This window comes from Variovorax sp. CF079 (genome assembly GCF_900101545.1).
Lineage (GTDB): Bacteria > Pseudomonadota > Gammaproteobacteria > Burkholderiales > Burkholderiaceae_C > Variovorax.
The window spans coordinates 157305-169000 of the sequence record NZ_FMZU01000012.1 but is presented as its reverse complement, the minus strand read 5'-3'; the positions used below and the strand labels follow the sequence as shown (position 1 = coordinate 169000).

Sequence of the window (11696 nt, the reverse complement as noted above, 5' to 3'; positions counted from 1 at the left end):
ATGAAACACCGCACCACCTCGACGTCCGGCCGCCGCGCGGCCGGCTGGCTGCTGGGTCTGGCGCTGCTCTTCACCGGGCTTGCAGCCTTTGCCCAGCCGGATCCGCCGGGCCGCGTGGCCCGCCTCAATTTCCATCAAGGCACCATCAGCTTCTCGCCGGCGGGCGACGACAGCTGGTACGACGTGGTCCCGAACCGGCCGATCACCACCGGCGACCGCCTCTGGACCGACCGCAACGCCCGCGCCGAGCTGCACGTGGGCTCCGCCACGCTGCGCCTGGACGACCAGACCAGCATCGCGGTGTCCGAACTCGACGACGACACTGCGCGCATCACCGCTCAGCAGGGCCGCCTGCAAGTGCGCGTGCGTGACGAGCTGGCAGGCCAGCGTTTCGAGATCGACACCGGCAATCTTGCCGTGGTGATCGACGCACCCGGCGACTATCGCATCGAGGCCGACCCGGCTGCCGGCACCACGCGCGTGGCCATTGCCGCCGGCAGCGCCACGCTCTATGGCGAGGGCGGCGAGTCGATGCGGCTCGGCGCGCGCCAGCAGCTCACGGTATCGGGACGCAATCTGGCGACGGTGAGCGGTGGCCCAGTGCGCGCCGGCAACGACGCCTTCGAGCGCTGGGTGGCCGAGCGCGACCGCATCGAAGAGCAGTCGATCTCGGCGCGCTACGTCTCGCGCGAAGTGGTCGGCTACCAGCAGCTCGACAACTACGGCGACTGGCAGAACGTTCCCGAATACGGCAACGTCTGGTACCCGCGCAATGTGGACGCCGACTGGGCGCCCTATCGCGACGGCCAGTGGGTCAATGTGGCGCCCTGGGGCTGGACCTGGGTCGATGCCCAACCGTGGGGCTTTGCGCCTTCCCATTACGGCCGCTGGGCCCGCATCGGCTCGCGCTGGTGTTGGGTGCCGGGGCGGCCGAATGTGCGGCCGATCTATGCGCCGGCGCTGGTCGGCTTCGTGGGCGGTGCCAACATCGGCGGCGGCCGCAACGGCGTGGGCTGGTTCCCGCTCGCGCCGGGCGAGCCCTGGCGGCCGGGCTACCGCGCCAGCCAGCGCTACATCGACGAGGTCAATCGCGCGATCGCCTACCAGCAGCAACTGGCGCGCGCCGAGTACCTGCACCGCAACACGCCCGGTGCGCTCTCGCTGGTGCCGGTGGACATCTTCGGCCGCGGCCCCATCGCCCGGCGCGACTTCCTGCGCATGCCCGAGGACCGGATCGCGCAGATGCAGGTCGCACCGGCGGCACCGATCCCGCCGCGCGGCGATCGCCACTTCGGCGGCTTCGGGCGCCCCGCCGCTTCGCTGCCGCCGCCTGCTTTCCAGGCACGACAACAGCAGCAATTCCAGTTCGAGCAGGCACGGCAACAGCAGCAGGCACAGCAAGCGCAGCAACAGCTCCAGCAGCGCGCAGCACAGGCGCAGGCGCAGCAGCAACTTCAGTCGCAGCAGGCACAGCGCTTCCAACAGGCCCAGCAGTTGCAACAAGCACAACAGGCGCAGCAACTCCAGCAGGCGCAGCAACTTCAGCAGATGCAGCAACGCGACGGGCTGCGCCAGCAGCAACAGGAGCGCGCCGCGCAGGCACAGGCACAGGCACAGGCACAGGCACAGGCACAACAGCAGATGCAGTTGCAGGCCATACGCCAGCAGCAGGAGATGCAGCAGCGTGCCGCTACCCAGGCACAAGCCCAACAGGCCCAACAGTTGCAACAGCAGCAGGCCTTGCGGGCACAGCAGCAAATGCAGGCGCAGCAACAGGCTCAACAGATGCAGCAGCTGCAACAGCAGCAGGCCCTGCGGGCACAGCAGCAGATGCAGGCGCAGCAACAGGCCCAGCAGATGCAGCAGTTGCAACAGCAGCAGGCCTTGCGCGCGCAGCAGCAGGTGCAGGCGCAGCAGCAGGCCCAGCAACACAACGCGATGCGCCAAGCGCAGGAAGCCCAGCAGCGTGCCTTGCAACAGCAGCAGTTGCAGCAGCGCGCCGGCGATCCGCGTGTGCAGCAGCGCTGGACGTCGCGGGACTCCGCGCAGCAGGGCGATCGCCCCTGAGTGAGCCGCGGCCGATCACGAAACCCGCGCGCAGCAGCCGCTCCTTCGGCCGGCTACAGTCGGCCGCAAGGAGCACCCATGCGCACATTCGACTTCGACCTTTTCGTGATCGGCGGCGGCAGCGGCGGCGTGCGCGCGGCGCGCATGTCGGCCCAGCGCGGCGCTCGCGTGGCGCTGGCCGAATGCGCCGAGCTGGGCGGCACCTGCGTTAACGTCGGCTGCATTCCCAAGAAGCTCTACAGCTATGCGGCCGGCTACGCCGAATCCTTCGAGGAAGCGGCCGGCTTCGGCTGGCAGGGCGGTGAACCGCGCCTCGACTGGAACCGGCTCAAGGTCAATCGCGCACGCGAAATCACGCGGCTCAACGGCGTCTACCGCAGCCTGCTCGAAGGCGCCGGCGTCACGCTGATCCAGGGCTGGGCGCAGCTGGCCGACGCCCACACGGTGCAGATCGGCGAGAAGAAGTACACCGCGCGTCATGTGCTCGTCGCCACCGGCGGCATGCCCTTCGTGCCCGAGGTGGCGGGTCGGGAGCACTTGGTGGTCTCCGACGCGATGTTCGACCTCGACCCTTTTCCGAAGCGGCTGCTGGTGGTGGGCGGCGGCTACATCGCCTGTGAGTTCGCCTCCATCTTCAACGGCCTGGGCGCACAGGTCACGCAGCTGTACCGCGGAGCGCACCTGCTCAACGGCTTTGACGAGGACCTGCGCCAGTTCCTGGCCAAGGAGATGACGCGCACCGGCATCGACATCCGCTTCAACTGCGAGATCGACATGATCACGCGCACGGACAGCGGCCTGTGCGCGCTGCTCTCGCGCGGCCAGCGCGTCGAGGCCGACAACATCCTCTACGCGACCGGCCGCGTGCCCAACACGCAGGGCCTGGGCCTCGAAGCCGCGGGCGTTGCGCTCGACGAGCGCGGCGGCGTGGTGGTCGATGCGCACTACCGCAGCTCGGTGCCCTCGGTCCTCGCGGTGGGCGACGTGTCGACGCGCCAGCAGCTGACGCCGGTGGCGCTGGCCGAGGCCATGGTGGTGGTGGACACGCTCTTCGGCAAGGGACCGCGGCAGCTCGACTACGAATTCACGCCGACGGCCGTCTTCACTCATCCGAACATCGGCACCTGCGGCTACACCGAGGCCGCGGCGCGCGCCAAGTTCGGCAAGGTCAGCGTATTCAGCAGCGAGTTCAAGGCCCTGCGCCACACGCTCTCGGGGAGCGGCGAGCGCACCTTCATGAAGCTGATCGTCGAGCACGCCAGCGACCGCGTGGTCGGCCTGCACATGGTGGGGCCCGACGCGGGCGAGGTGGTGCAGGGCTTCGCGGTCGCGATGCGCGCCGGCGCCACCAAGGCGATGTTCGACAGCACCATCGGCATCCACCCGACCGTTGCAGAGGAGTTCGTCACGATGCGGGAACCCATGCCAGGATAGCCCCGCGCAAGTCGCCGCCGGCACGCTGCACAATGAGCGGATGCCCTACATGCCCGCCTTCGTCGCACCCGCCCGCTTCACCGACCCCGACGCAGCCCTCGAACAGGTCCGGCTCATCTACAACGGCGGCCTGCAGCACCTGCGCGACGCGATGCAGCGCTTCGTGGCCGGCGACCGCCTGGCCGGCCGCGTGCGCGCCTGCTACCCCTTCGTCCGCGTTCATACGCACACGGTCTCGCGCCGCACGCCGGCGGCCAACGCCTGGCTGAGCTACGGCTTCGTCGCCGGGCCGGGCCGCTATGAAACCACGCTGACGCGGCCCGATCTGTTCCACCGCTACTACCGCGAGCAGTTCCGGCTCTTGCTCGAGAACCACGAGGTCGAGCTCGAAATCGGCACCAGCACGCAGCCGATCCCGGTCCACTTCTCCTTCGCCGAGAACGACCACATCGAAGGCACGATGAGCGCCGAGCGCCGCGCCCTGATGCGCGATGTCTTCGACCTGCCCGATCTCGGCGCCATGGACGACGGCATCGCCAACGGCACCTTCGAGCCCAAGCCCGGCGAGGCGCAGCCGCTCTCGCTCTTCACCGCGGCGCGCGTGGACTACTCGCTGCACCGGCTGCGCCACTACACCGGCACCGCGCCCGAGTGGTTCCAGAACTTCGTGCTCTTCACCAACTACCAGTTCTACATCGACGAGTTCGTGCGCCTCGGCCACGAAGCGATGACCGACGAGCAGAGCGAATACATTGCCTTCATCGAGCCCGGCAATGTGATCACGCGCCGGCGCGGGCTCGCGGCGGGTTCGAGCGGCACCTTCGGTGTGCTGCTCGACGGTACGCAAGGCACGCCGCCGGGGCGCCTGCCGCAGATGCCGGCCTACCACCTGGTGCGCGAGGACTACAGCGGGATCACGATGGTCAACATCGGCGTCGGCCCGGCCAATGCCAAGACCATCACCGACCACGTGGCGGTGCTGCGCCCGCACGCGTGGATGATGCTCGGCCACTGCGCCGGCCTGCGCCAGGGGCAGCAGCTCGGCGACTACGTGCTGGCCCACGCCTACGTGCGCGAGGACCACGTGCTCGACGAGGAGCTCCCGCTGTGGGTGCCGATCCCGGCGCTGTCCGAAATCCAGCTCGCGCTCGAGAAGGCGGTGGCCGACGTCACCGGCATGCAGGGCACGCAGCTCAAGAAGATCATGCGCACCGGCACGGTAGCCAGCACCGACAACCGCAACTGGGAGCTTTTGCCCGGCAACCAGCCGCAGCGGCGCTTCAGCCAGAGCCGGGCGGTGGCGCTCGACATGGAAAGCGCCACCATCGCGGCCAACGGTTTCCGCTTCCGCGTGCCCTACGGCACCTTGCTGTGCGTGAGCGACAAGCCGCTGCACGGCGAGATCAAGCTGCCCGGCATGGCCAACCAGTTCTACCGCGAGCGTGTGGAGCAGCACCTGCGCATCGGCATGGCCGCGATCGACGTGCTGCGCAGCGAAGGCTCGAGCCGGCTGCACAGCCGCAAGCTGCGCAGCTTCGCCGAAGTGGCCTTCCAGTAGGCGAAGCGCCGCTTTTCGAGATTTTGTTGGCGCGAGACTGGCGTTTCCTCGCGACAGTCGTCACCGAACTCTGCGGATCGTGGGCTAGGATTCCGCCTGTCAGAAACAAAATGACACAGCTTGTGTCCCCACTCCACCATGGTTGACCCGACGCGGCGCATCTTCACCTCGTGGCTTGCTGCCACCGCAGCCGGCGCCCTGCCGGCATCCGCATGGGCCCAGGCGGCGCGGCCCGCGCCCGCAGCAGCAGCAGCAGCAGCGACCGCCGCAGCAATCCCGCGCCTGCGCATCGTCATCCCGGCCAACGAGGGCGGCGGATGGGACCAGACCGGCCGCGCCCTCGGCGCCGCGCTGATCGCCGCTGGCGCGGTCGGCCAGATCGAGTACGAGAACGTCGGCGGCAAGGGCGGCACCATCGGCCTCGCGCGCTACGTCGAGAAGTACGACGCCGACCCCGACACCCTGCTGATGAGCGGCATGGTGATGGTCGGTGCCGTGGCGCTGCAGAAGCCGCCCGTCGACATGAGCCGCATCGCACCCGTGGCGCGGCTGACCAGCGACTACGAGATGGTGGTGGTCAAGAGCGACTCGCCGATCAAGACCGCGAAGGACCTGATCGCGAAGATGCGCGCCGAGCCCACCAGCGCCGCCATCGCCGGTGGCTCCGCCGGCGGGGTCGACCACATGTTCGCCGGCCTGCTGGCACGCGCGGCCGGCAACACCGCGGCACTCGTCTACCAGCCCTTCCCCGGCGGCGCCCAGGTGGTGTCGGCGGTGGAGTCCGGCCAGGCCGTCGCCGGCATTTCGGGCTACAGCGAGTTCAGCGAGCACATCGCCAGCGGCAAGCTGCGCGCGATCGGCGTGTCGTCGAAGAGCCCGTTCCAGGGCATCCCCTCGGTACGGCAGCAAGGCGTGGACGCGGATCTCGCCAACTGGCGCGGCGTCTTCACCGGTCGCGCGGTGCCGCCGCAGCGCCAGGCCGCGCTGCTCGAAGCCGTGCGGCGCGCGGTGGCCACGGACGCCTGGCAAAAAACCATCAAGCGCAGCAACTGGGACAGCTACTGGATGGAAGGGAAGGACTTCAAGTCCTTCCTCGAACTGGACGTGGCAACGGCCGGCGTCCTGACCTACATCCTCAAGCTCAAAGCCTGAAGAAGTCCCTCAGGCCAGGCCGAAGAGTTCCGGCATTTCGCGCTTTGCCTTGGGCGTGAGCGCGAGGGCCCGGCCGTCCAGTTCCTGGCGCACCCAGCCGCGCCGCAGCGACAGTTGCAGCCAGGCCGCGCCCAAAGCGCCGCCCAGGTGCGGTCGCCGCTCGCTCCAGTCGAGGCAGGCGCAGGCAAAACGCCGGCGCGAACTGCGCGCGCTCTCGATGTCCAGCCCCAAGCTTTCTAGCGCCATCGCGCCTTCGGCCGTGAGCTCGTAGGCGCCGCCCTCCGCCGTGGCCTGCAGCCAGCCCTGCGCATGCAGCCGGTCGTGCAGCGCGACGCCGGCCGTGCCGGCCATGTGGTCATAGCAGGTGCGCGCCGCACGCAGGCGGCTGGGTGCGGTCGGCTGGAATTCGCTGCGCGGCGCGCCGGCGACCACCAGCAGGCCTTCGAGCACGGCGGCGACCTCGCTGCCCGCGAGCCGGAAATAGCGGTGCTTGCCCTGCGCCACCGACTCCACCAGCCGCTGCTCCTTGAGCCGCGCCAGGTGCGCGCTCGCGGTCGAGGCCGCGACCTCGCCCACGGCCGCCAGCTCGGTCGCGGTGCGGGCGTGGCCGTCGAGCAGGCAGCACAGCATGCGCGCGCGGGCCGGTTCGGCGATGGCGCCGGCCAGGCGCGCCAAGTGAGTGTCGGCCGTGGATGCATCCATACTTCGATGCTAAGCGAAGTGTGTGCGTGCGGGAAGCATCACACTTCGGACATGAACCACGACATCGCCCCGCCAGCCGACGCCATCGCGGCCGTCACGCATCCCGACCCCTACCCCTGGTACGCCGTACTGCGCCAAGGACCCGCGCTGATCTACGACGAAGGCCTTCGCCTCTGGGTCGCGAGCCGTGCCGAGACCGTGCGCGAGCTGCTCGCCAACCCTGCGCTGCGCGTGCGGCCCGCGGCCGAGCCGGTGCCGCGCGCCATCGCCGGCACGCCGGCCGGCGAAGTGTTCGGCCGTCTCGTGCGCATGAACGACGGCGCGCCGCATGCCGCGCACAAGCCGGTGCTTCAGCGCGCGCTGGCCGGGCTCGATCTGCAGTCGGCGCACTCGGGCGTTCTGGAAGTCGCGACGCGAATGCCCGCCGCGTCGCTGTCCGACGCCTGCTTCGCGTTGCCGGTTGCGGGCGTTGCGCACCTGTTGGGCTTCGCCGACGAGGAGTTGCCGCGCATCTCGGACTGGATGCGCGACTTCGTCTCCTGCCTGTCATCGCTGTCCACCGCGGCGCAGCTGCAGGCCGCGAGCGAGGCCGCGCAAGCGCTGATGGCGCGCTTCGAGCAGCTCGTCGCCGCGCAGCCCGCGCGCGACGGCAGCTTGTTGGCTGCGGTGCGCGCCCAGGCGCCGGACGACAACTCGCGTGCCCTGCTGGCCAACCTGGCCGGCCTGCTGTCGCAGACCTGCGAGGCCACGGCCGGCCTGCTGGGCAACAGCCTGGTGGCGCTCGCACGCGAGCCGGGGCTCGGCCGAACGATCGAATCGCAGCCCGAGCTGTTGAACGCCCTCGTGCAGGAAGTCGCGCGACACGATCCCTCGGTGCAGAACACGCGCCGCTTCGTCGCCGAAACGACCCTCGTGGCCGGGACTGCGCTCGCGCCGGGCGATGCAGTGCTTTTGGTGCTGGGCGCCGCGAACCGCGACCCGGCGCTGAACCCCTCGCCGGCGACCTTCGAATTGGCGCGCCCCGATCGCCAGACCCTGGGTTTCGGCCATGGCCTCCACAACTGCCCCGGCCAGGCCCTGGCCTGCACCGTGGCAGCGGCGGGCGTGCAGGCGCTGCTGGCAGGCGGCGCCGACACCGCATCGCTGCGTGAACGCGGCTGGGATTACCGGCCCTCGGTCAACGCCCGCATCCCTGTCTTCCACTGAGCTGCTTCACGCGGGCGCCGGCCAGCGTCCCGTCGCCTCCAGATGCGGCGACAGGGCCGCGGGCCCGAAGCGCAGCGGCAGCGCGGCCGGCGCATGCTGCGCGGCCACCACCTGCATGCGCAGCAGGCGCTCTGCGCCGGCGAATACAGCGACCTCCGGCCCGTCCCAGACAATCTCGGCCTTGACGAAGAGCTGCAGCAGATCCCCGGTCTCGAAATCGATAAACAACAGGCCGGCGACCGGATTGATCGCGATGTTGCCCAGGGTGTTGAAGAAGGTGTTCCCGACGAAGTCCGGCACCGTGAGCGTGTCCTCGCCGCTGAACTGCACGAAGCCGGGGCGGCCGCCGCGGTGCGAGACGTCGATGCCATGGGCCGGCGAGCCTGCATCGCCGGCCGAAGGATGCGCAGTGGCGATGAAGAAGGTGTCGGCCGCGCGCACCATGCGCTGCGCCTTCATATCGAGCCGGTCGCTGCGGGGCCCGACATGCGCGTCCTGCGCACCGCCGACGAACAAGGGCTCGCGCGCCTGAATGTACTTGGGGCAGTTGCCGAAGCTCTGGCCCACCGCGACCGAGAAGCCCCGCGCGTCGAGCGCCTCGACCACGCCGTTCATGCGATTGCGCCGGCGCGTGTGCGGCTCGATGCCGAGCAAGCCGATCGGCGCGCCGGGCGCGAGCGCGGCGCCCAGCGGGTCGTCCCGCAGCGGCCGCGCATCGATACGCAAGTGCATCGGGTCGGGCGCATGCGCGAAGCCCGGCGGCGCCGCCAGCACGCTGGCCCAGGGACGGCCTTCGGCATCCAGGCTGCCCGCGATCAGGAAGGGCAGCTGCGCGAAGAAGCTGCGGTGCTGGTCGGGCATGTGATCGCGCACCACGCGCGGGCCGATCTCGGCCATGCGTTGGCCGATGCCGGCGCGCGACTGCAGCGCACGCTCGCCCTCGTGCCAAGTGGCGGCAGCGGCGTTCATGCTCTCAGCCCAATGCGCGATGCCACCATCGGCACGAAGCCCGGCAGCGCCTCGATGCGTGCCAGCCATTCGCGCACCTTCGGATAGGGCTCCAGCGACACATTACCTTCGGGCACATGCGCGACGTAGCTGTAGTTGGCGATGTCGGCGAGCGTCGAAGAGTCGCCTGCGAGGAAGGGGCGGTCGCAGAGTTCGGCCTCCATCACTTTCAGCAGGTTGTGGGAGCGCGCGATCACGTCGGACGGGTCGGTGGCCAGGCCGAACAACACGATCACGCGCGCCATCGAAGGGCCTTGCGCCAGCGGCCCGGCCGCGACCGAGAGCCAGCGCTGCACCCGCGCCGCGCCGAGCGCGTCGCGCGGCAGCCAGCGCGATGGATCGGGTGCGTAGCGTTCGTTGAGGTAGAGCAGGATCGCGTTCGAATCGGCCAGCGTGACCTCGCCGTCCTCGATCACCGGCACCTGGCCGAAGGCGTTGCGGCGCAGGAACTCGGGGCTGCGCTGCGCGCGCGCGGCGAGATCGATCTCGATGACTTCGAAAGGCAGCCCGAGCAGCCCGAGAAACAGACGCACGCGGTGCGAGTGGCCGGAGATCGACGAGCTGTAGACCGTGATGGGGCGGGCGGGACGGGTGGGCATGGCTTTCTCCTGTCGGGTGGGTGGATGAAGCCGATTCTTCTTTGATACGTCCTTCGGAGTAATAGGCTTTCCTGTATTTCACTGCTGCGATTTCCGGTCTAATCGCCTCATGGACCGACTCAAAGCCATGCAGACTTTCGTGCAGATCGCCGACCAGGGCAGTCTGACCAAGGCCGCCGATGCGCTGGACAGCTCGCTGCCCGCCGTCGTGCGCTCGCTGGCTGCGCTCGAAGCGCACCTCGGCGTGCGCCTGTTCCACCGCACGACGCGGCGCATCTCGCTGACCGAGGAAGGCCGCCGCTACCTCGACAGCGCACGCGAGGTGCTGGCTGCGGCCGATGCCGCCGACCGCGCGCTCACGGTCGATGCGGCTGAGCCCGCCGGGCAGCTCACGGTCACTGCTCCGGTGTTGTTCGGCCACATGTACGTGGCGCCGGCGATCGTTCGCTTTCTCCAGCGCTACGACAAGATGCGCTGCAGCGTGCTCTTGCACGACCGCAATGTGAACCTGCTGGAGGAAGGTATCGATGTCGGCATCCGCATCAGCCCGCTCGAAGATTCGTCGCTGGTCGCGCAGCAGCTCGGCAGCATCCGCCGCGTGGTGGTTGCGAGCCCGGCTTACCTGCGGCAGCACGGCATCCCGCGGCATCCGCGCGAGCTGCTGAAGGCCAACTGCGTGCGCATCCATCCGAGCGCCCCGGTTCACTTCCGGGAGAACGGCCGGAGCTTCGCGGTCGCGGCCAAGGGCAACCTGGAGTTCAACCACATCGCGCCCGCGGTCGAGGCCTGCGCCGCGGGCATGGGTTTCGGCATGTTTTTCTCCTACCAGGTGCAGCCCTTCGTGGCGCAGAGGCGGCTTGCGATCGTGCTCGAGGAGTTCGAGCTGGAGCCGAGGCCGGTGAGCGTGATCTATCCGCACGCACGGCTGCTGCCGGCACGCACACGCGCCTTCATCGACTGGATGAAGAAGGAGTTCGAGGGGTTGCATCTTTGATGCGCGAAGGCGCCGCCCGCTTGCGCCACAATGCCGCGGTGCCCAGCCCTGCTTCCCCTCTTTTCCACGCCAGCCACCTGCACAAGCGCTACGGCGCGACCACCGTGGTCGACGACCTGTCCTTCGAGATCGCGCCCGGCGAGTGCCTCGGCGTGATCGGCCCCAACGGCGCCGGCAAGACCACCACCATCCGCATGTGCCTGGGGCTCACCACGCCCGACGGCGGCACGATCGATGCGCTCGGCGGGCTCTCGATGCCGCGCGATGCGCGCGCCATCAAGGCGCAGCTCGGCGTGGTGAGCCAGTTCGACACGCTCGACCCCGACTTCAGCTGCGCCGAGAACCTGATGGTCTACGCGCGCTACTTCGGCATGCGCCGCGCGCAGATCGCACCGCGCATTCCGCAGCTGCTCGAATTCGCGGCGCTCTCGCACAAGGCCGATGCGAGGCCGGGCGAGCTGTCCGGCGGCATGCGGCGGCGCCTGTCTCTCGCGCGCGCGCTGGTCAACGATCCGAAGCTGCTGATGCTCGACGAGCCCACCACCGGCCTCGATCCGCAGGCGCGGCACCTGATGTGGGAGCGGCTGCAGCTGCTGCTGCAGCAGGGCAAGTCGATCCTGCTCACCACGCATTTCATGGACGAGGCCGAGCGCCTGTGCTCGCGCTTGCTGGTGCTCGACCACGGCCGCAAGATCGCCGAAGGGCGGCCGCGCGACCTGATCGCCGAGCACCTGGAGCCCGACGTGGTCGAGGTGTACGGCAACGGTGCGCTCGGGCTCGCGCATTCGCCGCTGAAGGAGTTCGCGGCCCGCGTCGAGGTCAGCGGCGAAACGGTGTTCTTCTACACGCAGGATGCGCGCGGCCTGCTGGCAGCCTTGGCGAGCCACAGCGGCTTGCGCACCTTCCATCGACCTGCCAATCTGGAGGACCTGTTCCTCAAATTGACCGGCCGCCAGATCCGCGAAGACGGCTAGTC

10 protein-coding genes are annotated in these 11696 nt (G+C 69.5%); 7 read left to right on the top strand and 3 right to left on the bottom strand.

Features of this window, described 5'->3' with window-relative positions; all coding sequences use genetic code 11:
* From BLS74_RS17670 to BLS74_RS17655, 4 genes are all read left to right on the top strand, one after another.
* Positions 1-2067, top strand: a complete 2067-nt coding sequence (locus BLS74_RS17670; protein ID WP_093108439.1) for a DUF6600 domain-containing protein — start codon at positions 1-3, stop codon at positions 2065-2067.
* 78 nt (positions 2068-2145) lie between these two features.
* Positions 2146-3501 carry a glutathione-disulfide reductase gene (gene gorA, locus BLS74_RS17665; protein WP_093108438.1) on the top strand — a complete coding sequence of 452 codons (1356 nt, stop codon included), beginning with the start codon at positions 2146-2148 and terminating at the stop codon, positions 3499-3501.
* A 40-nt stretch (positions 3502-3541) separates the two neighbouring features.
* A complete protein-coding gene (locus BLS74_RS17660; protein WP_093108437.1) occupies positions 3542-5059 on the top strand; it encodes an AMP nucleosidase in 1518 nt (505 codons plus the stop codon).
* Between the two features lie 138 nt (positions 5060-5197).
* Entirely contained in the window at positions 5198-6211 is a 1014-nt protein-coding gene (locus tag BLS74_RS17655; RefSeq protein WP_093108436.1) for a Bug family tripartite tricarboxylate transporter substrate binding protein, read from the top strand.
* Positions 6212-6220: 9 nt separating this feature from the next.
* Here BLS74_RS17655 and BLS74_RS17650 read toward each other — a convergent pair whose 3' ends face one another.
* Positions 6221-6913: an ArsR/SmtB family transcription factor gene (locus tag BLS74_RS17650; RefSeq protein WP_093108435.1), complete on the bottom strand. Its 693-nt coding sequence runs from the start codon at positions 6911-6913 to the stop codon at positions 6221-6223.
* A 51-nt stretch (positions 6914-6964) separates the two neighbouring features.
* Between BLS74_RS17650 and BLS74_RS17645 the strand changes: the two genes are divergently transcribed.
* Positions 6965-8119, top strand: coding sequence for a cytochrome P450 (locus BLS74_RS17645; RefSeq protein WP_093108434.1), 1155 nt, complete (start codon positions 6965-6967; stop codon positions 8117-8119).
* Between the two features lie 6 nt (positions 8120-8125).
* On the opposite strand, the gene BLS74_RS17640 is transcribed toward BLS74_RS17645, so the two are convergent.
* Together BLS74_RS17640 and BLS74_RS17635 are read right to left on the bottom strand one after the other, a co-directional pair.
* Positions 8126-9088 (bottom strand): pyridoxamine 5'-phosphate oxidase family protein, encoded by a 963-nt coding sequence (locus tag BLS74_RS17640; RefSeq protein ID WP_093108433.1) that lies wholly within the window; start codon positions 9086-9088, stop codon positions 8126-8128.
* Positions 9085-9726, bottom strand: a complete 642-nt coding sequence (locus tag BLS74_RS17635; protein ID WP_093108432.1) for a glutathione S-transferase family protein — start codon at positions 9724-9726, stop codon at positions 9085-9087. The genes BLS74_RS17640 and BLS74_RS17635 overlap by 4 nt, the downstream gene beginning before the upstream one ends.
* 109 nt (positions 9727-9835) lie before the next feature.
* On the opposite strand from BLS74_RS17635, the gene BLS74_RS17630 reads away from it, so the two are divergent.
* Both BLS74_RS17630 and BLS74_RS17625 read left to right on the top strand, forming a co-directional pair.
* Entirely contained in the window at positions 9836-10720 is an 885-nt protein-coding gene (locus tag BLS74_RS17630; protein WP_093108431.1) for a LysR family transcriptional regulator, read from the top strand.
* Positions 10720-11694, top strand: a complete 975-nt coding sequence (locus tag BLS74_RS17625; protein ID WP_093108430.1) for an ATP-binding cassette domain-containing protein — start codon at positions 10720-10722, stop codon at positions 11692-11694. The genes BLS74_RS17630 and BLS74_RS17625 overlap by 1 nt, the downstream gene beginning before the upstream one ends.
* Positions 11695-11696 lie beyond the last annotated feature (2 nt).